Annotated in this window: 21 protein-coding genes; 13 read left to right on the top strand and 8 right to left on the bottom strand. The window is 72.0% G+C overall.

Annotation, left to right across the window (positions count from 1 at the left end; translation table 11 throughout):
* Window positions 1-7: 7 nt before the first annotated feature.
* Complete coding sequence (locus ACIA8D_RS00105) at window positions 8-1480, bottom strand: aldehyde dehydrogenase family protein (RefSeq protein WP_399227635.1); 1473 nt, start codon at window positions 1478-1480, stop codon at window positions 8-10.
* 174 nt (window positions 1481-1654) lie between these two features.
* Here ACIA8D_RS00105 and ACIA8D_RS00100 point away from each other — a divergent pair, with 174 nt between their 5' ends.
* Window positions 1655-2266, top strand: coding sequence for a TetR/AcrR family transcriptional regulator (locus ACIA8D_RS00100; RefSeq protein ID WP_399227634.1), 612 nt, complete (start codon window positions 1655-1657; stop codon window positions 2264-2266).
* A gap of 18 nt (window positions 2267-2284) precedes the next feature.
* On the opposite strand, the gene ACIA8D_RS00095 is transcribed toward ACIA8D_RS00100, so the two are convergent.
* Genes ACIA8D_RS00095 through ACIA8D_RS00070 form a run of 6 tightly spaced genes read right to left on the bottom strand, consistent with a single transcriptional unit; the run spans window position 2285 to window position 8110 of the window.
* Entirely contained in the window at window positions 2285-3202 is a 918-nt protein-coding gene (locus ACIA8D_RS00095) for a LysR substrate-binding domain-containing protein (protein ID WP_399227633.1), read from the bottom strand.
* A gap of 39 nt (window positions 3203-3241) precedes the next feature.
* Window positions 3242-4582, bottom strand: a complete 1341-nt coding sequence (locus ACIA8D_RS00090) for an MFS transporter (protein WP_399227632.1) — start codon at window positions 4580-4582, stop codon at window positions 3242-3244.
* Window positions 4579-5724 (bottom strand): M20 family metallopeptidase, encoded by a 1146-nt coding sequence (locus tag ACIA8D_RS00085; protein ID WP_399227631.1) that lies wholly within the window; start codon window positions 5722-5724, stop codon window positions 4579-4581. The genes ACIA8D_RS00090 and ACIA8D_RS00085 overlap by 4 nt, the downstream gene beginning before the upstream one ends.
* Window positions 5721-6398: a DUF1028 domain-containing protein gene (locus ACIA8D_RS00080; RefSeq protein WP_399227630.1), complete on the bottom strand. Its 678-nt coding sequence runs from the start codon at window positions 6396-6398 to the stop codon at window positions 5721-5723. Before ACIA8D_RS00080 ends, ACIA8D_RS00085 begins: the two co-directional genes overlap by 4 nt.
* A complete protein-coding gene (locus ACIA8D_RS00075; RefSeq protein ID WP_399227629.1) occupies window positions 6395-6850 on the bottom strand; it encodes a RidA family protein in 456 nt (151 codons plus the stop codon). Before ACIA8D_RS00075 ends, ACIA8D_RS00080 begins: the two co-directional genes overlap by 4 nt.
* Before the next feature lie 9 nt (window positions 6851-6859).
* Window positions 6860-8110: a flavin-containing monooxygenase gene (locus tag ACIA8D_RS00070; protein ID WP_399227628.1), complete on the bottom strand. Its 1251-nt coding sequence runs from the start codon at window positions 8108-8110 to the stop codon at window positions 6860-6862.
* A gap of 157 nt (window positions 8111-8267) precedes the next feature.
* Between ACIA8D_RS00070 and ACIA8D_RS00065 the strand changes: the two genes are divergently transcribed.
* From ACIA8D_RS00065 to ACIA8D_RS00050, 4 genes are all read left to right on the top strand, one after another.
* On the top strand, window positions 8268-9251 hold the full coding sequence (locus ACIA8D_RS00065; protein ID WP_399227627.1) for an AsnC family transcriptional regulator: 984 nt from the start codon (window positions 8268-8270) through the stop codon (window positions 9249-9251).
* 106 nt (window positions 9252-9357) lie between these two features.
* Complete coding sequence (locus ACIA8D_RS00060; RefSeq protein ID WP_399227626.1) at window positions 9358-10791, top strand: amidase; 1434 nt, start codon at window positions 9358-9360, stop codon at window positions 10789-10791.
* Between the two features lie 51 nt (window positions 10792-10842).
* A complete protein-coding gene (locus ACIA8D_RS00055; protein WP_399227625.1) occupies window positions 10843-11064 on the top strand; it encodes a hypothetical protein in 222 nt (73 codons plus the stop codon).
* Window positions 11061-12521, top strand: a complete 1461-nt coding sequence (locus ACIA8D_RS00050; protein ID WP_399227624.1) for a sodium:solute symporter — start codon at window positions 11061-11063, stop codon at window positions 12519-12521. The genes ACIA8D_RS00055 and ACIA8D_RS00050 overlap by 4 nt, the downstream gene beginning before the upstream one ends.
* On the opposite strand, the gene ACIA8D_RS00045 is transcribed toward ACIA8D_RS00050, so the two are convergent.
* Window positions 12458-15079 carry a discoidin domain-containing protein gene (locus tag ACIA8D_RS00045; protein ID WP_399227623.1) on the bottom strand — a complete coding sequence of 874 codons (2622 nt, stop codon included), beginning with the start codon at window positions 15077-15079 and terminating at the stop codon, window positions 12458-12460. The genes ACIA8D_RS00050 and ACIA8D_RS00045 overlap by 64 nt on opposite strands.
* 189 nt (window positions 15080-15268) lie before the next feature.
* Between ACIA8D_RS00045 and ACIA8D_RS00040 the strand changes: the two genes are divergently transcribed.
* The 8 genes from ACIA8D_RS00040 (at window position 15269) to argG (ending at window position 25176) form a co-directional block, all read left to right on the top strand.
* A complete protein-coding gene (locus tag ACIA8D_RS00040; RefSeq protein WP_399227622.1) occupies window positions 15269-16384 on the top strand; it encodes a threonine synthase in 1116 nt (371 codons plus the stop codon).
* Window positions 16385-16566: 182 nt separating this feature from the next.
* A complete protein-coding gene (locus tag ACIA8D_RS00035) occupies window positions 16567-17319 on the top strand; it encodes a GntR family transcriptional regulator (protein WP_399227621.1) in 753 nt (250 codons plus the stop codon).
* 179 nt (window positions 17320-17498) lie between these two features.
* Window positions 17499-19214 (top strand): purine-cytosine permease family protein, encoded by a 1716-nt coding sequence (locus tag ACIA8D_RS00030; protein WP_399227620.1) that lies wholly within the window; start codon window positions 17499-17501, stop codon window positions 19212-19214.
* A 228-nt stretch (window positions 19215-19442) separates the two neighbouring features.
* Entirely contained in the window at window positions 19443-19637 is a 195-nt protein-coding gene (locus tag ACIA8D_RS00025; protein ID WP_399227619.1) for an SPOR domain-containing protein, read from the top strand.
* 33 nt (window positions 19638-19670) lie between these two features.
* On the top strand, window positions 19671-20078 hold the full coding sequence (locus ACIA8D_RS00020; RefSeq protein WP_399227618.1) for a (deoxy)nucleoside triphosphate pyrophosphohydrolase: 408 nt from the start codon (window positions 19671-19673) through the stop codon (window positions 20076-20078).
* A 168-nt stretch (window positions 20079-20246) separates the two neighbouring features.
* On the top strand, window positions 20247-20663 hold the full coding sequence (locus ACIA8D_RS00015; protein WP_399227617.1) for an ATP-binding protein: 417 nt from the start codon (window positions 20247-20249) through the stop codon (window positions 20661-20663).
* Window positions 20664-20848: 185 nt separating this feature from the next.
* Window positions 20849-23638 carry a SpoIIE family protein phosphatase gene (locus tag ACIA8D_RS00010; RefSeq protein ID WP_399227616.1) on the top strand — a complete coding sequence of 930 codons (2790 nt, stop codon included), beginning with the start codon at window positions 20849-20851 and terminating at the stop codon, window positions 23636-23638.
* Between the two features lie 92 nt (window positions 23639-23730).
* On the top strand, window positions 23731-25176 hold the full coding sequence (gene argG / locus ACIA8D_RS00005; RefSeq protein WP_399227615.1) for an argininosuccinate synthase: 1446 nt from the start codon (window positions 23731-23733) through the stop codon (window positions 25174-25176).
* Window positions 25177-25448: the final 272 nt, after the last annotated feature.

Here is a 25448-nt window from a genome sequence, read left to right as displayed (position 1 = left end):
AGCCCTTTCAGATGTACGCGATCCACGTGGTCTTCAGGCCCGTGTACTTGTCGAAGGAGTGCAGGGAGAGGTCGCGGCCGTGCCCCGACTGCTTGAAGCCGCCGAACGGGGTGAGCGGGCTGAGCGCGTCCACGGTGTTGACCGAGACGGTGCCCGCGGTCAGGGCGTCGGCGACGCGGTGCGCGCGGCCGATGTCCCGCGTCCACACGGAGGCGGCGAGGCCGTATGCGGAGTCGTTGGCGAGCCGGATCGCCTCCGCCTCGTCGCGGAACGGCAGGACGACGAGGACCGGGCCGAACAACTCCTCGCGTACGAGAGGGGATTCCGGGGGCAGCCCGGTGACGACCGTCGGGTCCAGGTACGCGCCCTCGCCGTCCGGCCGGGTGCCGCCGCAGGCGAGCGTCCCGCCCGCGGCCCGCACCGCGGCGAGGACGCGCTCCACCTGCGCCTCGTCGACCAGCGGGCCGATCCGGGTGGCGGGGTCGAGCGGGTCGCCGGGGATCCAGGTGCGGGCGTGCTCGGCGACGCGGGCGGTGAACTCCTCGGCGATGGACGCCTCCACCAGGAGCCGGGTGTTGGAGGAGCAGACCTGCCCGGCGTTGTACGCGAAGCCCCACGCGGCGCGTTCGGCGGCGGCGTCGAGGTCGGCGTCGGCGAAGACGACGTCGGGGCTCTTGCCGCCGGCCTCGGGCCACACCTGCTTCATGTTCGACTCGGCGGAGTAGCCGAGGAACTTCCTGGCCACGGCGGTGGAGCCGGTGAAGACGAGGGTGTCGACGTCCGGGTGCAGGCCGAGCGCGCGGCCCGTCACCTCGCCGGGGCCCGGCACCACGTTCAGGACGCCGTCCGGGAGGCCCGCCTCGGTGGCGAGTTCGGCGAGGAGGAGGGCCGACAGCGGGGACTGTTCGGCGGGCTTCAGCACGACGCTGTTTCCTGCCGCAAGCGCGGGCGCCAGCTTCCAACTCGCGATGTCCAGCGGGAAGTTCCACGGCACCACCGCGCCGACGACGCCCAGCGGGGCGCGCCGCACCAGGGCGAGGTTGCCGGGCGGGGCCGGTGCCACCTCGTCGTACAGCTTGTCGATGGCCTCGGCGTACCAGGCGAAGACGGCGGCGGCGCCGGGCACGTCGGTGCCGTACGACTCGGCGATCGGCTTGCCCATGTCGAGGGTGTCGCACAGGGCGAGCTCCTCGCCGTGCTCCTCGATGAGGCGGGACAGCTTCAGCAGGACGCGCTTGCGTTCGGCCGGGTCGGTGCGCGACCAGCGGCCGTCCTCGAAGGAGGCGCGGGCCGCGGCCACGGCCCGGTCGACGTCGGCGGCCGAGGCGACCGCCACGTCGGCGACGGGCTTGCCGGTGGCCGGGTTGACGGTGGGGAGCCACTCCCCGCCGGAGGGGTCGGCCCACGTCCCGTCGATGTAGAGGCGGGTGCGGGGTGCGAACTCGGCGGCGCGCTGCCGCCAGTGCGAGTGCGTCGTCATGCGGTGACCTTCGATTGCGTACGGCGCGGGGCGTACGGGAGCGGTCTGTGCGAGAACTGCGGGATCCGCGAAGGGATCTTTGAAGTTGGATTCAAACAATGCGTCAGAGGTCCGTCAATGCCTCGGGACGGATCCGCTTGATTTTCTTGAATCGCGTAACAGAGAATTAACCGCATGGGAAAACCGGGGAGACCGAAGAACCAGACCGCGCGGCGCGAGGCGCTCGTGGACGCGGCGGGGCGGGCCATCACGGAGCGGGGCCTCGACGGGCTGCGCATCAAGGACATCGCGGCGGAGGCCGGCATGTCCGCGGGCTCGGTCCTGTACTACTACCCGGAGCTGGACGAGCTGGTCCTGGAGGTCCACCGGGGCGCCGTCGAGCGCTTCCTCGCCGCGCGGCACGCGGTCACCGACGAGGTGGCCGACCCGGTGGAGCGGCTGCGCGCGCTGATCGCCTCCGGGCTGCCGTCCGACCCGGGCGACGCGACGCACGGCCTGCTCTTCGAACTGCACCGCAGGGCCGACCGCAGCCCCGGCCACGCCGAGCTGATGGCGTCACTGTTCGCGAGCGAGGTGGGCCTGTACGCCACCGCGCTCGAAGTGGGCGCCGCGACCGGGGAGTTCACGCTCACGGCGCCCGTGGGGGACCTCGCCAGGAACCTGGTGGCGCTGGAGGACGGCTACGGACTGCACATCGTGAGCCGCAACGCCGCCCTCACGCGGGAGGAGGTGCAGCGCCTGATCCGCGTGCACGCGCGCGTGGTGACGGGGTGCGCGGACCTGTAGGGGCCGGACCTGGAGGAGTCACACCCCGTCCGAGTTCTCCCGCAGTACGTCCATCACCGCGCGGGCCCGCGCGCTCTGCGTCATGCCGCCGAGCGAGGCGATCCTGACCTCCAACGGACGCCCGGCGTCACGGAGTTCGAGCTCGGCGATCTCGCCGCCGCCGTAGGTCAGTCCCGTGGCGGGGCGCTGGTTGAGCACCGAGTAGCCGAGGCCGCGGGCCACCATGGAGCGCACCGTCTCGTAGCTGCGGGTGCGGTAGCGGACGTCGGGGGCGGTGCCGGTGGCGGCGACGAGGGAGCGGAAGTAGTCGCGGCTGTGCGGGAGGTCGAGGAGGACGAGGGGCTCCGCGGACAGGTCGGCGAGGGACACGCTGCCCCGGCCGGAGAGGGGGTGGTCGGCCGCGACGATCACGTATGCGGGGGCGCGGGCGATCGTCTCGCTGCGCAGTTCCGGTTCGGTGGACAGGCCGAGGTCGTAGGTGAGGGCGAAGTCGATGCGGCCGGTCGTCAGGGCCTCGACGAGCTCGTCCGCCTCCGCCTCCACCACGTCGATCTCGATGCCGGGGTGGCGGCGCGTGCACTCGCTGAACAGGCGCGGCAGGTAGTACGGGGCGAGGGTCACGAAGCAGCCGACCGTCACCGGTCCGGACAGCTCCGCGCCGTCGCCGCGCGCCTCCCGCTCGACCTCGCGCGCGCGGGCGAGCAGGTCCCGGCCCTGCGCCCGCAGCCGCTCGCCCGCGGGGGTCAGGGTCAGGCCCCGGCCCCTGCGGCGGATGAACAGCTGCACCTGGAGGTCGCGCTCCAGGTTGTGGATGGCGGCGGACACGGCGGACTGCGCGATGTGCAGCTCGGCCGACGCCTCCGTCATCGAGCCGCGTTCGGCCGCGACCAGGAAGTAGCGCAGCTGAACGAGGGTGAAACCGAGCGGTGATGTCATACGGGGCCCTTGCCAGGTGATCCGGGTACGGGCCCGACCTTATGCCGCTTCCGAAGACGGCTCCGACACGTCCTCCGCGTGCAGCAGCGCGGAACCCGCCGTCTCCTTCAGGGACAGCGCCGCGACGAGCCCGCCGACGGCGAACACCATCAGGTACGGGCCGGGCACGAGCGTGCTCCCGGTCGCCGAGATGAGCAGCGTCATCAGGTACGGAACGGTGCCCGCGAACAGCGCCGCCGTCACGTTGTACGAGATGGACAGGCCGCTCTGCCGGGTCCGCGTCGGGAAGACCTCCGCCGACCACACGGCGTACGTGCCGAGGATCGCCGCCAGGATCGCGCCGAGCGCGAGACCGCCGATCCAGGTCCCGGCCATCCCGGTCCGCATCAGCCAGAACGCCGGGGTGGAGACGACCAGGAGGGCGCCCGTCGCCACGATGAACACCGGCTTGCGCCCCACCCGGTCGGACAGCGCGCCGAACAGCGGCACGAGCACGAGGCCGAGCAGCGAGATCACGGTGGAGAGCAGGGCCGCGCTGTCGGCGGAGTGGCCGAGGTGGTCGGTCTCGTACGTGACGAGGTAGGTCAGCACCGCGTAGAACGGCACGTGCATGGCCGTCATCAGGCCTGCCGCCTGGAGCAGTTGGCGCTTGTGGGTGCGCAGGAGTTCGCGGGCGGGGCTGCGCGGGACGGTGTCGTTCGCTTCGAGGGCGCGGTACTCCGGCGTGTCCTCGATCTTGTTGCGGATGATGACGCCGATGACGCCGAGCGGCGCCGCGACGAGGAACGGGATCCGCCAGCCCCAGGAGGTGAGCTGGGTGTCGTCGAGCCCCGAGGACAGCAGCAGGAAGACGAAGGAGCCGGCCAGGAAGCCGAGCAGCGAGCCGACCTCCAGCCAGCTCACCCCGAAGCCACGGCGGCGGCGCGGCGCGCTCTCCGCGAGGAAGCTGGCCGCGCTGCCGAACTCGCCGCCCGCCGCGAACCCCTGGACGAGGCGGAGCACCACCAGGAGGACCGGTGCGGCGATGCCGATCGAGTCGTAGCCGGGGAGCAGCCCGATCGCCAGGGTCGCGCCGGACATCATGAAGATGACCAGGGACAGCGTGCGCTTGCGACCGATCTTGTCGCCGAGCGGCCCGAAGACGAGGGCGCCGATCGGCCGGACGCCGAAGGACACCGCGAAGACGCCGAACACGGCGAGCAGGCCGGTCGTGCTGTCGTCGGCCGGGAAGAACACCTTGGCGACGGTCCCGGCGAGATACGCGTACGCCGCCCAGTCGAACCAGTGCACGAAGACGCCGACGGCTCCGGCCGCGACGCTTCTGCGCAGGGTGGCGGCGTCGGGGGACACCGCGGTCTCGGGCTGCTCGGTCACGGTCATGTCTTCGCCTCCTCGGAAGGGCCGGCCCGGTCCACGCCCGTCCACGCCAGCGCGACCGCCGCGTCGAGCAGCGCCCGCTCGGCGGTGGCACCCACGCAGTACGCGGCGAACTCGTGCTGGTGGTTGGTGGCGGGCAGGGAGCCGATGCCGATGTAGGGGTGGATGGCGGGCACCACCTGCGACACGTTGCCCATGTCGGTGGAGGCGCGGTTCATGCGCGCGGCCTGGCCGGGCGGGGCGAACTCCCGCCCGAGCGCGAGGGCGTTGGCGCGGTAGTGCGCGAGCGCGGACTCGTCCGCGCGGAACTCCGCGTACGGCTTGCTCTCCGGCTCGATCGCCAGGTCGCAGCCGGTCGCGAGGGCGCCCGCCTCGAAGGCCCGCATGACGCGCGGCTCCAACTCGGCGAGTTCGGCGAGGGTTTCGGCGCGCACGTACCAGCGGCCCGAGGCACGCTCGGGGATGGCGTTCGGGGCGTCCCCGGCGTGCGTCACGACGCCGTGCACCCGCGCGGAGGCCGGGAGCTGCTGGCGCAGCAGGCCGATGGCGACCTGGGCGACGGTGAAGGCGTCGGCCGCGTTGACCCCGGCCTCCGGGTAGGCGGCGGCGTGCGCGGACTTGCCCGAGTAGGAGACCTTGGAGTGGCTGACCGCGAACGGCTGCGCCTCGGCGACGTCCACCGGCGCCGGGTGCGCCATCATCGCGAGGTCGACCCCGGCGAAGGCGCCCCGGTCGAGCAGCTCGATCTTGCCGCCGCCGCCCTCCTCGGCCGGGGTGCCGTAGACCTCCACGGTGAGCCCGAGGTCGTCGGCGACGGCGGCCAGGCCGAGCGCGGCGCCGATGGACGAGGCCGCGATCAGGTTGTGCCCGCATGCGTGCCCGAGGCCGGGCAGCGCGTCGTACTCGGCGCACAGCGCGATCCGCCGGGGCCCGCTGCCGAAGGAGGCGTGGAACGCGGTGTCCAGGCCCAGGTACTTCGACGTGACGTCGAATCCGGCCCGGTCGAGGAGCTCCGGCACGGCCGCGGCCGCCCGGTGCTCCTCCCACGCGGTCTCCGGGTCGGCGTGCAACCGCTCGGACAGGCCGATCAGTTGCTCCGCGTGCCGGTCGACCTCCGTGCGGGCGGCGTCCTTGAGGGCACTCATCGTGCGTCCCCGGGAACGCCGTACGAGGGCGAGCTCGCCGGGTCCAGGCCGCGCGTCACATAGTCGTCGCGCTGCGGCAGCCAGACGTCGAGGAGTTCGCCGAGCCGGTCGATCGGGTCGTCCGCCCAGTCGATCCGCAGGTCGGTGACGCGCCAGCCGACGTCGGCGACGACCGCGAGGCCCGCCGAGTGCACGGGACCGGCCTCGCCGCCCGCCGCTACGGCGGCCTTCATGGCGGCGACGAGGCGCTCCTCCAGCTCGCCGGTGGCCTCCTCGTACGCCTGGAGGAGCACGCCGGGGATGTGGGTCCCGGAGAGCATGTTCCCGGCCGCCACCGCGCCCTCGGCGGTGGCGGTGGCGTACGTGCCGAGGGTGTGCGGACCGCTGTACGCGAAGCCGGGGCCGGTGCGGCCGAGGACGGTCAACTGCCGGTAGGAGATGGTCTTCTCGTTGCGCGCGGCGCCCGTGACCCCGGCCAGCGCGCGCTCCGCGTCACCGTGCTCGGAGAGACCGTCGAGCAGATCCGTGCCGAGCGTCGGGTCGGTGATGTTCTGCGAGGACGCCGCGCCGACGCCGGGCCGCAGATGGGCGATGCGGGCGGCGACCGCGGGGCTCGACGAGCTGCCCACGATGCCGAACCGCTCACCGTCGCGTACCACCAGGGAGAACGTCATGCCCGCGCCTCCTTCGACGACTGGGGGATCACGGCGACCGCGTCGATCTCGCACAGCCACTCCGGACGGGCGAGCGCCGAGACGACGATGCCGGTCGAGATGGGGTGCACGCCCTTGGTCCAGCGCCCGACCGTGCGGTACACGGCCTCCCGGTAGCGCGGGTCGATCAGGTAGATCGTCAGCTTGACCAGGTGTTCCATCCGGCTGCCGGACTCCTCAAGCAGCATCTTGATGTTCGCCATGGCCCGCTCGGCCTGCGCCTCCGCGTCGCCGACGCCGATGTTCTCGCTGGTGTCGAGGTCCTGGCCGATCTGGCCGCGGACGTACACCGTGTCTCCGGCGACGACGGCCTGGCAGAGGTCGTTGTCGAGGTTCTGCTCGGGGTAGGTGTCGCGGGTGTTGAACGGCCGGATCCGGGTGTGCCCGCCGGCCACGATCGGGGCGTTGGCCATGATCTCTCCTCAGTTGCTGCCGTACGCGAGGTATCCGCGCCGGGTCGTGATGTGGTCGGCGACGTACTTGGCGTCGTGCCAGACGCCCCAGATGAAGCTCGACCCGCGCCGGGACAGCCAGGGCAGGCCCAGGAAGTAGACGCCGGGCTCGGTGGAGACGCCGCGGCGCTGGTCGGGGCGGCCGTTCTCGTCGTACGCGTCGACGTCGAGCCAGCTGTAGTCGGCGGCGAAGCCCGTGGCCCAGACGATCGAGGCGACACCGGCCGCGGCCAGGTCGAGCGCGAGCCGGGGGTCGGTCAGGCACTCCGGGTCGGGGCCGAGGACGTGCGCCTCCGGCTCCTCGGGGAGTTCGAGCCCGTTGCGCTCGATGTACGCGTCGGCCGCCCGCAGCAGCTCCAGGTACTTCTCGTCGCCGAGCGCGATGTTCTCGGTGAGGTCGGGCGCGAAGCTCAGCACCCCGTCCTCGTACGCGGAGGTCATGCCGAGGAGTTCGATGCCGGTGCCCGCCAGCTCGCGGAAGTCGACGGAGTGGCCGCCGCGCGCCCCGCTGACCGCGATGGTCACGTGGGCCGCGCCCTGCGGCGGCGTCGTCAGGTCCCACAGGCCGAGCACTCCGAGCCACCAGCAGAAGTCACGCCCGCGGTACTGCCGCGGCGGCCGGTCGTGCGGCCCCACGGACAGGAACACCCGGCGGCCGGAGCGGCGCAGCTCGTCGGCGATCTGCACGCCCGAGGAGCCGGCCCCCACCACCAGCACGGCGCCCTCGGGCAGTTGCTCCGGGTTGCGGTACTCGCTGGAGTGGATCTGGGTGCGGACCGCACCCTCCGGCACGATGGGCGGGATCACGGGCCGCTGGAAGGGACCCGTCGCGGCCACCACGAACCCGGCGTCGATGGTGCCCTCGGACGTCTCGACGCGGAAGCCGGGGCGGCCCTCGTGCTTGCGCACCTTGGACACCTCGACGCCGCACCGCACCGGGGCGTCGATCTTCTCGGCGTACCGCTCGAAGTACTCCGCGACCTGCTCCTTCGTCGCGAAGGCGTCGGGGCCGACGTCGGGGATCTCCAGGTTCGGGAACCGGTCGTGCCAGGCGGGCCCGTTCGCGACGAGCGAGTCCCAGCGCTGGGTGCGCCACCGCTCGGCGATCCGGTCCCGCTCCAGGACGATGTGCCGGATGCCCAGGTTCCCCAGGTGCTCGCTCATGGCGATACCGGCCTGACCTGCGCCTACGACGACAACGTCCGTTTCTTCATTGGGCATTGAAGCCTCCACTTGAGCGGTAGTTGGTCCATCGCTGGTTCCGCGGCACCGCACGAGACATCTTTCGACGCGCCCCAACCCCTGTCCAACAGATGTTTCCGGGGTGAGTGATCTGTTTTTCAGATGTGGGCCGACATGGCTCGACTAGGGTCGTTCCGTGACCACCGAGCAGAATCCGACCGCGCCCCCCGCCCCGCTCGACGAGTTGGACCGCCGCATCGTCGCCGCCCTGCAGATCGACGGGCGGGCCTCCTGGCGGCGGATCGCCGATGTGCTGGGGGAGCCGGAGCGGAAGGTGGCGCGGCGTGGGCACCGGCTCGTGGAGAGCGGGGACGTCGCGGTGCGCGGGCTCGTCGTGCGCGGCGAGACCGTGATCCTGCGGATGAACTGCCGGCCCGGATCCGTGCGGGAGGCCGCCCTCGCCACGGCCCGGCGTCCTGATGTCGTCTTCTCGTACGTGCTCGCGGGCGTGGCCGACTGCGTGGCCGAACTGCAGTGCCCGCCAGGACAGTTGGGACGCCTGATGCTGGACGACGTGCCCGCCCTTCCCGGGCTCGTGCAGCAGCAGGTCGCGCCCGTCCTGCGCTACTTCCGCACCGTGCACGAGTGGTCGCCGGGCATCCTCGACGCCGCCGAGGCCGAGGCGCTCGGGGGCGGCGAACGGCCGGACGACCGGGTGGGCCTCACCGACGTCGAGCTCGCGCCCGATGAGGAGGCCATCCTGCGCGCCCTCGCCGCGGACGGGCGGTGCACGAACGACGAACTCGCCGCCGTCGCCGGGGTCTCGGTCGCCACGGCCAGGCGCCGCGTCGACGCGCTGAGCCGCGCCGGGCTCGTCAGCATTCGCGCGGTCGTGGAGCCGGCGCTGCTCGGCCTGCCCGTGCAGGCGCTGCTGTGGATCAGGACCCGGCCCGGCGAGGTCGAGGAGGTGGGCCGGCTGCTCGTCGAGTCACCGTTGGTGCGGTACGCGGCCGTGGTCATGGGCGAGCACCAGCTGCTCGTCGACGTGACCCAGCCGTCGAAGGGGGCGCTGCACGCCTTCCTGACGGAGGAGCCGTGGGTGCGCAGGGCCGAGGCCGTGCAGTCCCATCTCGTGGTCGAGGCGTGGAAGCGCAGTGGGGTGACCGTAAACGCCAGATGAGGAATTCGAGCGTCTGAAAAGTTCAGCCAGTGCGAGGCATTGACTTAAACGGTCAGACGGTCGCAGTGTGAGGGCGCACACAGTCGCCTCCTGCCCGAGGACGGTCATGCCCGTACGCCCCACCGATTCCGACGCCCTCTGCGGGCTCGACGCCGTCGAGCTCGCCGGCCTTGTCCGCCGCCGCGAACTGTCGGCGCGCGAGGTCGTCGCCGCCCACCTCGACCGCATCGAGCGCGTGAACCCCGCGCTCAACGCCATCGTCACGCTCGACGCGGAAGGCGCGCTCGCGGCGGCCGGGCAGGCGGACGAACGAGCGGCTTCCGGAGCCGAGTTGGGGCCGCTGCACGGGCTGCCCATCGCCTTCAAGGACACCCACCTCACCCGCGGCATGCGGACCACGCACGGCTCGCCGCTCTTCGCCGACCACGTGCCCGACGAGGACGAACTCCTCGTCGAGCGGGTCCAGGGGGCCGGCGCCATCCGTATCGGGAAGACCAACGTCCCCGAGTTCGCGGCCGGTTCGCACACCTTCAACCCGGTCTTCGGCGCGACCAGGAACCCGTACGACACGACCCGCTCGGCCGGCGGCAGCAGTGGCGGCGCGGCCGCCGCGCTCGCCGCCCGGCTCACCCCGATCGCCGACGGCAGCGACATGGGCGGCTCGCTTCGCAACCCGGCCTCCTTCTGCAACGTCGTCGGCCTGCGCACCACGCCGGGCCGCGTGCCCGCGCTGCCCTCGGGCGACCTGTGGGAGACGCTCGGCGTCGCGGGTCCCATGGGGCGCACCGTCGCCGACGTCGCGCTGCTCCTGTCGGCCATGGCGGGCCCGGACCGGCGCTGCCCGCAGTCCCTGGAGACGCCCGGCTCCGTGTTCCGCGCGCCGCTGGAGCGCGACCTCAAGGGGCTGCGCGTCGCGTACGCCCCCGATCTCGGCGGCCGCGTCGCCGTCGACCCCGAGGTCCGTGAGGTCACTGGCCGGCAGGTCAAGGTGTTCGAGGCCGCGGGAGCGCATGTCGTCGAGGACTGCCCCGACCTCGACGGCGCCGAGGACGTCTTCCGCATCCTGCGCGCGCAGGCCTTCCGCACCGGGCTCGGCCCGCTCCTGGAGACCTCCCGCGAGCAGCTCAAGCCCAGCCTGATCTGGAACATCGAGGAGGGCGTCAAGCTCACCTCGGCCGACCTGGCCCGCGCCCGCACCGAGCACACCCGCCTGCACCTCGCGGCCGCCGGCTTCTTCGAGCGCTACGACGTGCTGATCGCCCCGGTCAGCCAGGTCCTGCCGTTCGACGTCGATCTGGAGTACCCGACCGTCATCGACGGTCAGCAGCAGCACACGTACCTCGACTGGATGCGCTCCGCGTATCTGCTCACGGTCCTGGGCGCACCCGCCCTCTCCGTACCCGCCGGCTTCACCGACGCCGGGCTCCCCGTCGGCCTGCAGATCGTGGGCCCGCCGCGCGCCGAGCGCACCGTCCTGGAGATCGGCGCCGCCTACGAGGCCGCCACCGGGCACGGACGCCGCGCGCCAACTCTGTCGTAGTGATCGACTCCCGGGTCCGGGAGCTGACTTGAGACCCCCGCTGGAGCCCCGATGAGATCTCCGCACATGTTGTGGGCCGCCGTGCCCGTCCTGGCCTTTCTCAGCACTCCGTTCCTGCCGTTCGTCAACGGGCCCCACCTGTGGTTCGGAATCCCCTCGGTCCTGGCCTGGTGCCTGCTCTGGACGGTGGGCACCACCGTGACGCTCGCCGTCGTCGACCGACTGGTGTTCGCGGGCCGTCCCGAAGAGGAGGACGAGGTGGCGGCCGTATGAACAGCACCATGGTCATCACGGTCCTCGGCATCGTCGCCATCGCGGTGGTCGGCGTCTCCGGCCGCCGCGCCCCCAGCAAGGAACTGGGGGAGTGGACCGTCGCCAAGCGCGGGTTCTCCACCTTCACCACCTGGTTCCTGCAAGCGGGGGAGGCCTTCACCACCTTCAGCTTCCTGGGCCTCGCGGGCATCGCCTTCGGCGGCGGCGTCGCCGCGTCCTTCGCGGTCTGCTACCTCGCCATCAACTTCATCCTTCAGTACTTCACCGCTCCCCGGATGCGCCAACTCGGCCAGCGCGGCGGCTACTTGACGCAGGCCGACTTCTTCGTCGACCGGTACGGCAGCCCGCTGCTCGGCAAGGTCGTCGCCGTCGTCGGCGCCGTGTTCCTGCTGCCGTATCTGCAACTCCAGATCACCGGGCTCGGCATGATCGTGCAGCTGGCCACCGGCAGTCACACCGGCGGCAACCTGAGCATGGTCCTCGCCACCGTCCTGACCGTCGTGTTCGTCCTGTGGTCGGGCATCCGCGGCATCGCGCGGGTCGCGTACCTCAAGGACGCGCTGATGATCATCGGTCTCGTGGTGCTGCTCGCCGGCGTCGCCCTGACCGTCAACGGCGGCATCGGCGGCCTCTTCGACACGATCCGCGACGGCCACCCGCAGCTGCTCACCCTCGACCAGGAGGGCTACGACGGCACGTTCTTCGTCACCGCCGTCATCATCTCCGGCATCGGCGGCGGCCTCGGCACCATGGCCCACCTGTGGCCGCCGGTCCTCGCCGCCCGCAGCGGCCGCGTGCTGCGCTCCAACTCGATCTGGCTGCCGCTCTACCAGGTCGCCCTGGGCATCCCGATCATCATCGGCTTCGCCGGCGTCCTGCTCGCGAAGAAGGGCACCGAGCCGAACGGCGTCGCGCTCACCCTCGCCGGACAGACCCTGCCGGGCTGGCTCGTCGGACTCGTGGCGGTCGCCGCGGCCTCCGCCGCGATGGTGCCGTCCGCGGCCATCGTCGTCGGCATCTCCAGCCTGCTCTCCCGCAACCTGCTGAGCGTGCGCAATGAACGCACCCAGCTGCGCACCAACCACCTGTGCGTGGTGGCCGCGGCGGGCCTCGCCCTCGTCCTCGGCCTGACCCGCCCCGGCCTCCTCTCCGACCTGCTGCTCCTGACCTACGGCGGCCTCACCCAGCTCGCCCCGGCGATCGTGATGGGCCTGGCGAAGAAGGTGAAGCTGGGCGCGGTCCCTGCGCTCATCGGCATCCTGACCGGCGTCGCGGTGCTCGCCTGGCTGACGTTCGGCTCCGTCGACGTCGGCACCGTGGACACCGGCCTGATCGCCCTGGCCGTCAACATCGTCGTCACGACCGGCGCCCAGCTCGTCCTGCGCCCCCGGCCTCAGGACACGGTCAACTCGCCGACGGACTCCGCCGATTCACCGGTCTCGGTGAGTCGCACGTAACGCCCCTCGGCCCCGGCCTCGAACCGCGTCCACCGCTCGCCGTCCACGGACGTCTCCAGCCGGTACGCCTTCGCCCCCGTCACCCGCACCCGGTCCACCGGGCGCACGCCGCCGAGATCCACGGTGAGCGAAGCGCCCGGTGCGGCCGGGTGCCAGGTCGTGGCCGGGTTGCCGTCGACGGCGGCGCCCGCGTACTGGCCCGGGTCCTCCGATGTGGCCTTCGCGGACTTGCAGCGGGCCAGGTCGGTGGTCGGTTCGAGATCGGGGCGGCGGGTCGGCAGGGTGAGTCCCGCCCCGGTCACCGTCCTGCGTCCGCCCGGGGTGTCGACGGCGAAGGGCGCGCCACCGGTGAGCCGGACACGGGTCTCCTCGGCGCCGATCTCGACGTCGTACGTCCGCCCCCGCCACTGAAGTCCCTTGACGTTCACGCCGGTTGAGAGCTGCGGCGGCAGCATCGGGTCGAGCCGCACCGCGTCGTCGTCCTGGAGCCGCATCCCGGTGAGCCCGTGCGTGAAGACTTGCAGGAAGCCACCCTTCCCGGTGAGGAAGTCCTGCGCGGGCGTCCCCGCGAGCGCGTCCCCGGCGCCCGCCTTCTCGCCGCGCGACTCCGAGAACGTGCCGAACGGACCCCGGAAGAACGGCCGCGAGGCCCGCTCCAGGAAGGTGTACGTCGAGCAGCCGGGCTCCCCGATCCGCGCGGCGGCGACCGCGTGCACGGAGTCCGTCATCGCCGGTCCGTCGCGGTCGGTGTGCGCGGCGTAGTAGTCGAGGGTCGCGGCGGCGGCGCCCTTCGGCATCGGCTCCCAGTCCAGCGGGTACAGCAGCAGCACGGCGTCCGCCTGCTTGATGTCGGCGCCCTTGTCGATGTCGTAACCGGCGTACTGGAGGAAGACCTTGCGGTCGCGGTCGTACGGAATGCGCAGCCGGTCGGCGATCCGGTTCCACTCGGCCGGAGCCCGCTCGCCCACCAGCGCGGCCGCCTTCGCGGCGTCCCGCAGCGAGGTCGCGGCGACGGCGTTCGTGTAGACGCCGTCGTCGACGCCGTTGCTGTACTCGTCGGGCCCGGCGACGTCCTTGATGGAGTACGAGCCGTCGTCCTTGTTCGGCGTGACGCGCCCGCTCCAGTAGTTGGCGAGCCCCTTGAGCAGCGGCCACCCCCGCTCGCGCAGCCACCCACGATCCCCGGTCGCCTGGTAGAACTGCCACGCCGCGAGCGCGATGTCGCCCTGGAGGTGGTTCTGGGTGACGCAGTGCGGCGGGTTCCAGCTCTGGCACTCCTTCCACAGGTCGCCCGAACTCGCGCTGGTCCAGGGGTACATGAACCCCTTCTGGGAGGTCTTGAGCGCGTTGCGGGCGGCGGCGCCGCGCGTCCGGTACCGGTACTCGAGCACCGGCTCCGCCAGCCCGGGACGGGTCGCGAGCAGCGAGGGATACATCCACGTCTCGGCGTCCCAGAAGACCATGCCCGCGTAGTTGTCGCTGCTCAGGCCGGTCGGCGCGATGCTGTTACGGGCGCCGGGACGCAGCGACGACAGCAGCCCGTACTGCGCGGCCCGCAACCGCTCCTGCACCTCGGGACGGCCGGGCGTCTCGATGTCCGAGGACCACAACTCCCGCCAGGCGGCGTCGTGCCGCAGGACGAGCGCGTCCCACCCGGCGGTCGCGGCGCGCTTCGAGGCCGCCAGCGCACCGGCCCGGGGATCCTTCGACGTGAGACCGGTGTGCACGCCCACATACTTGGCGACGTCGTACGTGACGCCCTCGGTGGCCCGGAAGTCGGCGGACTGGCTGGTACCGAGCGAGTCCTTCTTGGGACGGGCGGTGTGGGTGCGGCCGGGGGAGCGGAGGGTGGAGGCGACGGTACCGGCGGTCCCGGACCCGTCCGTGCGGAAGCCGACGGCGGCCGTGCGCTTCCCGGCCGGGCCGCTGCCGGTGCCGGTGATCCGGCGGGCGCCGCGCGCGTCGACGCGGTCGATGACGGTGACGTCCCCCGACCAGTGCGGCGTGACGCGCAGCCGCACGGCGCCGACATGCGGACGCGCCCGGTCGGCGAGCACTTCGAACGTGAGGTCGGTGCGCTTCCCGTCCTTGTGCACCCACGTGACCTCGGTGCGCACGATGCCGCAGCGCATGTCGAGCGTCTGCCGGTAGCCGGCGGTGCGACTGCCAGGACCGTACGTCTCGCCGCGCGCCTGCACGTCGAGGGTGGTCCAGGTGGGAAGCGCGGCGACGGCCTCCCGGCGCGCGGTGTTCCGCGGCCCGCGACCGTAGAGCCCGGACACGAACGCGCCGTCGTACGGGGGCGTGTAGAGCGGCCACCCGGTCTTGGCCCCACTCCCGCCGGTTCTCGCATAACCGGCCCCCGCGGGCGGCACCCGCACACCGAGATACCCGTTCCCGACGTAGGCGTGGTACGGACTGTCCGGTTCCGCGGTACGGGTACTCAACGCCCACCCGGGCCCACCGCACCCGGGAGCTCCGGGGGCGGCGTGGGCGGTGGGAACGAGCGTGGCACCGACGGTGAGAACGGCGAGAGCGAGGAGAGGTGCTGGCTTCATGAGGTGAGGGTGATCCGCGCAAGCTCGCCGCCGGCGGACCCGCGCCGCGGGAGTCCCCCGATCTGAGGGTGGCTGCGCAACGCCGGTTCGGCAGTTCAAGCCCCGCCGGCGATTGAGGCGCGGGGTCCGGGGCAGAGCCCCGCGGCCGCAACACCGTTCCCCCGCAACACGACCGCTTAACCTCACCGCATGAGCCTGACCACCTACTGCCCCGCCGACGGCACCCGCGTCCCCGCCGGCTCCCTCACCTGGCGCTGCCCCACCTGTCACGGCCCCCTCGACCTCGACTACTCACCCACCCCCGGCCCCTTCAAATCCCTGACGGGCCGCGTGAGTTCGATGTGGCGCTACGCCGAATGCCTCCCCCTGCCCCGCCCGGACTGCACCCTCGGCGAAGGGCGGACGCCCCTCGTCCCGCTCACCGCCGAGGTGGACGCCAAGCTGGACTTCCTGATGCCCACGCTCTCCTTCAAGGACCGCGGCGCGGTGATGCTCGCCGCGCTGGCGACCCGCCTCGGCCCCGACCGCGTCATCGCCGACAGCAGCGGAAACGCCGGCACCGCGATCGCCGCGTACTGCGCCCGCGCCCGCCTCGCCTGCACGGTCTACGTCCCCGAGGCCACGTCCGCGAAGAAGCTGGAGCAGATCCGCGCCCACGGCGCCCGCCTCGAAGTGGTCCCCGGCGACCGCGAGGCCACGGCCCGCGCGGCGCGCGCCGCCGCCGACGAGGACGGGGTGTTCTACGCCAGCCACGTCTACAACCCGTACTTCCTGCACGGCACCAAGACGTACGTCCACGAGCTGTGGGAGGACATGGGCGGACGCCTCCCCGAGGTGCTGGTGCTCCCCGTCGGCAACGGAACGCTGCTGCTCGGCGCCGCCCTCGCCGTCGCCGAACTGCACCACGCCGGGCTCATCGACCGCCGCCCCGCCCTGCACGCCGTGCAGTCCGCCGCGGTCGCCCCGCTGGCGCGCGCGTGGCAGGCCGGTTCGGAGGAGATCGTGGTCGACGAGGCCCCGGCCCCGACCGCCGCCGAGGGCATCGCCATCCCGAACCCGCCGCGCGCCCGCCAGATCCTGCGCGCCGTCCGGGAATCCGGCGGCGCCTTCCACACGGTGACGGAGGGCCAGATCCGGCACGCCCAGCTCGACCTCGCTTCCCGCGGCCTGTACGTGGAGTCGACCAGCGCGGTGTGCTGGGCCGCGGCCCGGGAGGGCGGCGCCATCGGCGGCCGGAGCGCGGTGGTCCCGCTGTGCGGCGCGGGGCTCAAGACGGGACTCGTCCCCGACCCCGGAAACGTATGAATGCTCGAAGCGTGGCCCGATGTGTGAATGATGCACTACCTGGGCAAAGTCGCTGCGTAAAGGCCTCTGACGTCGGAAGTCATCACATCGAGTGATTCTTTGGCCTTTGCTTGCACGCCTCAACCCACGGTTGCCACGCTGTTGCTGTCTGTCAATCTGATGGGGATCTGAGGGGACAACCAGTGGCATTCGGTGAGCAGCCGGCGTATCTCCGCGTTGCGGGTGATCTCCGCAAGAAGATCGTCAGTGGATCGCTGCCGCCGCATACCCGCCTTCCCTCACAGGCCAAGATCCGTGAGGAGTACGGGGTTTCGGACACGGTGGCCCTGGAGGCCCGCAAGGTCCTGATGGCGGAGGGGCTCGTCGAGGGCAGGTCGGGTTCGGGGACATATGTGCGCGAGCTGCCCGTGCCGCGCCGCGTCGCCCGCTCCGGCTACCGGCCGAGCAGTGGTTCCACGCCGTTCCGGCAGGAGCAGGCCGATCCCGACGCGCGCGGGACCTGGGAGTCGCGCAGCGAGCAGATCGAGGCGGTCGCGTCCGTCGCGGACCGGCTTGCGATCCGCTCGGGCGACCGCGTGATGCGCACCAAGTACGTGTACCGGGACGCGGGTGAGGCGATGATGCTCGCGACCTCGTGGGAGCCTCTCGCCGTGACGGGGCGCACGCCCGTGATGCTCCCGGAGGAGGGCCCGCTCGGCGGCTGCGGGGTGGCCGAGCGCATGGCGGCGATCGACGTGATCGTGGACAACGTGACGGAGGAAGTGGCCGCCCGCCCGGGCCTCGCCGAGGAGTTGAGCGCGCTCGGCGGCGTGCCGGGGCATGTCGTGATCGTCATCCACCGGACCTTCTTCGCCTCGGGCCGGCCGGTCGAGACGGCCGATGTCGTGGTCCCCGCGGACCGCTACCGCATCGCATACCACCTGCCGGTGCGGTAGTCGGTCGCGTGCCCGGTGTCCGGGGCGCGCCGTCCGGGCCGTGTGATCCCGAGTTAACCGCGCCCCGACTCCCGTAACAGGCAGGCAATCGCGCGCCGCCGCAGATTGTCATGTACGGCTCCTACCTTCCCTCTCCGAACGCAGTTGGTATACCGCCGACGGAGGAACGGGTAGCCGCCATGACCGAGACCGCCGTAACCCATGCAGAACCCGCGTCCGGGCCGCCCGACGGACAGCCGCCGAAGCGCAGTTACGCCAGGCTCGCCGCCGACGAGTCCCGCGAGGACTACTCGCTGCGCTACGCCCCGCACTCCTACCGGCGCTGGTCCGAGACCGCGGTCGCCTCCACCGCGCTCGGCGGCATCGCCTACCTCGCGGACTTCGCGATCGGCGCGTCCATCGTCTTCACCTACGGGTTCACCAGCGGACTCGCCTCGATCCTGTGCGCGGCGACGATCATCTTCACCACCGGCATCCCGATCGCCCGGGCCTGCGCCAAGTACGGCCTGGACATGGATCTGATCACGCGTGGCGCGGGCTTCGGCTACTTCGGCTCGACGCTCACGTCCCTCATCTACGCCTCGTTCACCTTCATCTTCTTCGCGCTCGAAGGCTCGATCATGGCGCAGGCGATGCACGAGGTCTTCGGACTGCCGCTGCCCATCGGCTACTTGGTGACCACGCTGATCGTCATCCCGATCGTGTTCCGCGGAATGGGCGCGCTCGCCAAGGTGCAGGCGTGGACACAGCCGGTCTGGCTGATCGGCCTCGTCCTTCCCTTCGTGATCCTGCTCTTCAACTCGCCCGGTTCCTTCGGTGAGTTCACGCACTTCGGCGGCACCGAAGGCGCCGGCAGCGGATTCTCCTGGATCGGCTTCGGGCTCGGCACCGGTGTCGCGCTCTCGCTGATCGCGCAGATCGGCGAGCAGGCGGACTATCTGCGCTTCATGCCGGCCAAGACGGAAGCGAACAAGAAGCGGTGGAATCTGGCCGTTCTGGCGGCGGGACCCGGCTGGGTGGTCATCGGCGCCGCGAAGCAGATCGGCGGCGCGCTCCTCGCCTTCGTGGCCCTCGAAGCGGTCGGCAAGACACACGCCCTCGAACCCATCGCGCCGCAGGTCGAGGCGCTCAAGCCGTGGCTCGGCTCGGTCGCGCTGCCTGTCGCCGCGGTCTTCGTGGTGGTCTCCCAGATCAAGATCAACGTCACCAACGCGTACAGCGGTTCGCTGTCCTGGTCGAACTTCTTCTCCCGCGTGACGCACCGCCACCCCGGCCGGGTCTGGTACATCTTCCTCAACCTCGCCATCGCGCTGACGCTGATGGAACTGAACATGTTCGCGGCCCTGAACAAGCTGCTCGGCTTCTACTCGAACGTGGGCATCGCCTGGATCGCGGCCGTCGCCGCCGACCTCGTCATCAACAAGCGGGTGGGCTGGAGCCCCAAGTACATCGAGTTCAAGCGGGCGTACCTGTACGCGGTGAACCCGGCCGGATTCGGCGCCATGACGATCGCCTCCGTCGTCTCGATCCTGGCGTTCTTCGGCCTCTTCGGCGAGTACGCCGAGGCATTCTCCACCTTCATCGCCGCGGGCCTCGCGCTGGTCCTGTGCCCGCTCATCGCCTGGGCCACGAAGGGCAGGTACTACCTGGCGCGGCCGAACCCGGTGAACGGTCCGGACGTCGAGCTCGCCGAGGGCATCGACATCACCGCGACCCACACCTGCGCCGTCTGCGAGACGGCGTACGAACTCCCGGACATCGCCGACTGCCCGGCCCACTCCGGCCCGATCTGCTCGCTCTGCTGTTCCCTCGACGCGGACTGCGGCGACGTGTGCACCAAGAGGCCCACGGATGAACCGGTGTTGATGCCGATCCCGCGGGTGCGGGCGCACTGACGTCGCACCACCGGTCACGGAGGGGGCGCACCCACGGGGTGCGCCCCCTCCGCTCGTCGTCCGCGCGTTCGCTCCGTGGCTTGTTGCGTATCTCTTTGTGCCAATCCGTATCCGGTGCGTAAAGGTCAGGCGTAGGCTCGGGCATATGCGGTTTGCGGTTTCCTCGGGGATGGGAGGCAGGGCGCGATGCGAGTCGAGGCCGGTGCGGCCAGGGAGGGGCGGGGCGCGATGAGCGACAGCACGGCCACACTTCCGTGGCTGGTCATCCGCGAGGACGGCAACGGGAACCGCTACCGGGTGGGCCGTTACGCCACGAAGGCCGAGGCCCAGCGCATGGCCGACAGTCTCGACGACCGCAGGGGCCACCAGCCGACGTACTGGGTGGAGCGCCTGGGGCAGGGGCGGAACGGCACGGCGCTCTGACGGGGTCGTAGGGCCTGTCCTAGGCTCCGGCGCATGCCCCCTGAGTCACCAGCACCGACCGTCGTGGTCGCCGCGGCCCTGTACGACACCGAAGAGCGGCTGCTCGCCGCGCGGCGCAGCGCGCCCCCCGAGCTCGCGGGCCGCTGGGAACTGCCCGGCGGCAAGGTCGAACCGGGCGAGACCCCGGCGCGGGCACTCGTCCGTGAACTGCGCGAGGAGCTCGGCATCGAGGCCGAACCGCAGGCGCGCGTGCCCGGGGAGTGGCCCCTGAAGGCCGGATACGTCCTGCGGGTCTGGCGCTGCCGCCTGCGCTCCGGCACCCCGCACCCCCTCCAGGACCACGACGAGCTGCGCTGGCTGACGCCGGCCGAGGTCTGGTCCGTGGACTGGCTCGACCAGGACGTTCCCGCGGTCAAGGAGGTCCTGCGGGAACGCATCTGAGAGGTCCCGCGGCAGCGCGGCCGACCGGGGCTCGCGCCCGCCTCTCACGCGCCACGCCTACGCCGTCCGTGCCACCGCGCACCCCACTTCGCGATAGCGCGCCGCTCCGTCCGGGTATATCCAGATTAACCCTATGAAACCGGACAGGGTCCTTCGCGGGCCAGGGATGTGATCCGCGTGCTCCACACCGAAGGCGACTGCGTCGAGTGGGCCTTTCCCGCCGACCCGTCGGCCGTCCGCAGGGCGCGCGCCGCGGTGCGTACACAGCTCGTCGAATGGGGACTCGAAGAGCTCGCCGACATCGCCGCACTGCTGGTCAGCGAGCTGGTGACCAATTCGCTGCGGTATGCGTCCGGGCCCATCGGCGTCCGGCTCGCCTGCCCGCCCGAGCCTCCCGAGGTCCTCCTGGTGGAGGTCTCCGACCCGCTGCCCGACCCGCCCTGCGCCCGCACGGCCGCCCCCGACGAGGAGGGCGGGCGCGGGCTGCAACTGGTGACGGAGGTGTCGCGGCGCTGGGGCACACGGCCGGGCGGGGGGCGCTCGGGCGGCAAGACGGTCTGGTTCGAGCTGGCGCTGCCGGATTAGGAGCGGCCCGAGTGGGACAGACGCCGGTGAGGGCGCGAGTGTGAGATGCCGTGTGTGGGCGCACCCGCACCCTGGGTACGGAAACAGTCGGTCCCGACGGGCCAAAAAGCGTCGGGACCATGGTGTGATCGTGAACACCGTGTTGCGCGGCTCCGTAGTGCTGGATACTGCGTGCAGCCGCCTCGGTGACCGGTGCCGGACGCGGTGAGCTGGAGGGGACGGTTCGCGTGAGCGAGATACCAGCGAAGGGCAGGGCGCCCGAGGGCCCCGCGGGCGCGGCGTCGGCGCCGCGCGCGGAGCGGGTGCCGCCGGGCGGTGCCGCTCCCGATGCCGCGGGCACGGAGCGGGCGGAACCGGCCCCGGAACCGGAAGCGGGCGCCCCCTCGGCGCTTCCCGAGGAGTCCTTCGGCGGGACCGACCTCTGGCAGGCCAGCCCGCCGGGTTCGATCTACGACTACATCAAGGTCGCCTCCTTCTCGATCGGCTCCGACGGCGCGATCGACCAGTGGAGCCGGCGGGCCGCGCAGCTCTTCGGGATTCCGCCCGAGGAGGCCGTGGGCAAGGACCCCATCGAGGCCTTCGTCGCCCAGGATCTGCGCGAGCGCGGTCACCGCAAGATGGCGGAGATCCTGGACGGACAGGAGTGGACGGGCGTCGTCCCGTTCCGGGCGCCCGCCGCCTCGGGGACGGCGGAAGCGGAACCGGATGCGGAGGCGCCGTCCGCGACGGACGCGGGGCCGACCGGGCTCGCCGAGATCTATGTGATGCCGACGACCACCGAGTCCGGCGAGCGGGCCGCGGTGTGCATCGTCGTCGACGTGCGGACGCTGCGCGACATCGAGACCGACCTCGCCGCCTCGCAGGCCATTTTCGGCCAATCTCCCTTCGGCTTCCTGCTGTTCGGCACCGACCTCAAGGTTCAGCGCACCAACCGCACCCTGACCTCGGTCTTCGGCGGACACGTCGACGACCACCGCGGTCGCACCGTCCACGACTACCTGCCGCGGCACGAGGCGGACCGGGTGCAGGGCGCGCTGCGCCGCGTCCTGGAGACCGGCGACGCGGTCACCGACATGCAACTGGTCGGCCCCGCCCCGGAGTCCACCGAGCGGCGGCACTGGTCCATCAACCTCTATCGCGTGCACAGCGGTTCGGGCCGGCCCATCGGCGTCGCGGGGCTCGCCACCGACGTCACGCGCAGGCACGCCGCCGCCCGCGAGGCCGCGCACGCCCGTCGCAACCTGGCGCTCCTCAACGAGGCGGGCTCCCGGATCGGCAACTCCCTCGACCTGGAGACGACCGCCCGCGAACTCCTCGACGTCGTCGTCCCCGGCTTCTGCGACCTCGCCTCCGTCGACCTGTACCAGGGCCTGCTGGCCGGGGACGAGGCGGCGCAGTTGGGGCACGGCCTCGCCGACGGCAGCGCCGAACTGCGCAGGGTGGCCGCCGCGAGCGCCGTCGCCGACGTGCCGTTCCTGGACCTCGGCGGCGAGGCCCCCGTCAACGTAGGGGCGGTGCACCGCTTCTCGTTCAACTCGCCCTGCGCGAACGCCCTGCGCACCGCGCGGCCGCAGACCCTGCCCACCGAGCAGCGCGGCCTCGTGCAGTCCACGCTCGCCGTGCCGATGGTCGCGCACGACACGGTCGTCGGGCTCGTGCAGTTCTCCCGGACGAAGGGCAGCGAGCCGTTCACCGAGCGGGACCGGGCCCTCGCCATGGAGCTGGCCTCGCGCGCCGCGGTCTGCATCGACAACGCGCGCCTGTACCGCCGCGAGCACGAGCGCGCGCTGATCCTCCAGCGCTCCCTGCTGCCGCCGGACGACCCGGAGGCGGCGGGTCTCGACATCGCCTGCCGCTACCGGCCCGGCAACGCCGCGACGGAGGTCGGCGGCGACTGGTTCGACGTCATCGAACTCCCCGGGCACCGCACCGCGTTGGTCGTCGGGGACGTCATGGGGCGCGGACTGCGCGCCGCCGTCGCCATGGGCGAACTGCGCACCGCCGTACGGACGTTGTCCCTGCTCGACCTCGAACCGGCCGAAGTGCTCAGCGCGCTGGACGAGATCGCCCGCGGCCTCGGCACCCCCGGCGGCGCCCAGCAGGGCACCCGCCAGGCCCGCACCGCGCGCTCCTTCGGCGGCGAGGACCTCTCCGAGGTGTACCTCGCCACCTGCGTCTACGCGGTGTACGACGCGGTCACCCGGCGCTGCACGTTCGCCAACGCGGGCCATCTGCCGCCGGTCCTCGTCGAGCCCGGCGAGGGCGCGCTGATGCTCGACGTGCCGCCGGGGATGCCGCTCGGCGTCGGCGGCGAGCCGTTCGAGGAGGTGGAGGTCGAGCTGCCGGAGGGCGCGCTGCTCGCCCTCTACACGGACGGCCTGGTGGAGTCCCGCGACCATCCGCTCGACGAGGGCCTCTCGGCCTTCCGCAACGCGCTCGACGACCCCTCCCCGGCGCTTGAGGACGTCTGCGACCACGTCCTCAACACCCTCGACACGCATCACGGCGAGGACGACATCGCGCTCCTCATGGCCCGGGTGCAGGGGCTGCCGAGCGGGAACGTCGGCGACTGGACCCTGCCGCGCGAGCCGAAGTCGGTGGGCAAGGCGCGCGAGTACGCGCGGGCGCAGCTGCTGAGCTGGGACATGGAGAGCCTCGTCGACACGTCGGAGCTGCTGGTCAGCGAGCTGGTCACCAACGCGCTGCGGTACGGCGAGGGGGACATCAGGCTCCGCCTGCTCCTGGACCGGACGCTGGTGTGCGAGGTGTGGGACGCGGGCCTCGTGCAGCCGCGCCGCCGCCGGGCGCGGGACACCGACGAGGGCGGCCGCGGGCTGCAGCTCGTCGGGCTGCTGAGCGCCGCGTGGGGCTCGCGCCGGACGCCGCGCGGGAAGACGGTCTGGTTCGAGCTGCCGCTGCCGGACGGGGAGACCGGCATGGCGGATCCGACGGAGGCGCTGCTCAGCCTGTTCTGAGCGGACGCCCATGGGGCGTGTGGTGGTGATGCCGCACACACATCGCCACACCCCCCTTTGCATGGTCATGCATCGTCATGCATACTCTTCCTATGTCCAAGGTCCTCACATCCCTCCCGGCCGGCGAGCGCGTCGGCATCGCCTTCTCGGGCGGCCTCGACACGTCGGTCGCCGTCGCGTGGATGCGTGACAAGGGCGCCGTCCCGTGCACGTACACCGCCGACATCGGCCAGTACGACGAGCCCGACATCGACGGCGTGCCCAGCCGAGCGAAGGCGTACGGCGCCGAGATCGCGCGTGCCGTCGACTGCAAGGCCGCCCTTGTCGAGGAGGGTCTCGCCGCGCTGACCTGCGGCGCGTTCCACATCCGCTCCGGCGGCCGCGCGTACTTCAACACGACGCCGCTGGGCCGTGCGGTCACCGGCACGATGCTGGTGCGGGCGATGCTCGAGGACAACGTCCAGATCTGGGGCGACGGCTCGACGTACAAGGGCAACGACATCGAGCGGTTCTACCGCTACGGCCTGCTCGCCAACCCGAACCTGCGGATCTACAAGCCGTGGCTCGACGCGGACTTCGTGACCGAGCTCGGCGGCCGGCAGGAGATGTCGGAGTGGCTGGTCGAGCACGGCCTGCCCTACCGGGACTCGGCGGAGAAGGCGTACTCCACGGACGCCAACATCTGGGGTGCCACGCACGAGGCGAAGACCCTCGAGCACCTGAACGTCTCGCTTGAGACGGTCGAGCCGATCATGGGCGTGAAGTTCTGGGACCCGTCGGTGGAGATCCCCACCGAGGACGTCACGATCGGCTTCGAGAAGGGCCGGCCCGTCACGATCAACGGCAAGGAGTTCGCCTCCGCCGTCGACCTGGTGATGGAGGCCAACGCGATCGGCGGCCGCCACGGCCTGGGCATGTCCGACCAGATCGAGAACCGGATCATCGAGGCCAAGAGCCGCGGCATCTACGAGGCCCCGGGCATGGCCCTCCTCTTCGCCGCGTACGAGCGCCTGGTCAACGCGATCCACAACGAGGACACGGTCGCGCAGTACCACGCCGAGGGCCGGCGCCTCGGCCGCCTCATGTACGAGGGCCGCTGGCTGGACCCGCAGGCCCTGATGATCCGGGAGTCGCTGCAGCGCTGGGTCGGCGCCGCGATCACCGGTGAGGTCACGCTGCGGCTGCGGCGCGGCGAGGACTACTCGATCCTCGACACGCAGGGCCCTGCCTTCTCGTACCACCCGGACAAGCTCTCCATGGAGCGCACCGAGGACTCGGCGTTCGGCCCGGTCGACCGGATCGGCCAGCTGACCATGCGCAACCTCGACATCGCCGACTCCCGCGGCAAGCTCGAGCAGTACGCGGGCCTCGGCCTCCTCGGCGAGGGCAGCCCGGTCACCGGCGCCGCCCAGGCTGCGGTCACGGGCCTGATCGGCACGATGCCGGAAGGCGGGGCCCAGGCCATCGCCTCCCGCGGCGAAATCTCCGCGGAGGACGAGGCGCTGGACCGTGCGGCGATGGAATCCGGCACGGACTGACTCCGTCGGTCGACCGGTTCCGAAGGGGCACCCCGTTCTCGGGGCGCCCCTTCGTGCGTGGCGCGGCGCCGTTCGTGCACGACTCGGGGCTCTGCCCCGGACCCCGCTGCTCAAGCGCCGCAGGGGCTTGAAAATGACGCCGCCCGCGCGCACTGCTGCTCAAGCGCCGCAGGGGCTTAGGGCCTGTCGTTTGGATCAGGCCGGGCTCGCGGGGCCTGGCACGCACGCTCGCGGCGTTGTCGTCGGTCGACGACGCTCCGCGTCGCCTCCCT

It is taken from the genome of Streptomyces sp. NPDC051684, from assembly GCF_044453445.1.
Lineage (GTDB): Bacteria > Actinomycetota > Actinomycetes > Streptomycetales > Streptomycetaceae > Streptomyces.
This window is presented reverse-complemented; position numbering and strand designations above follow the sequence as displayed.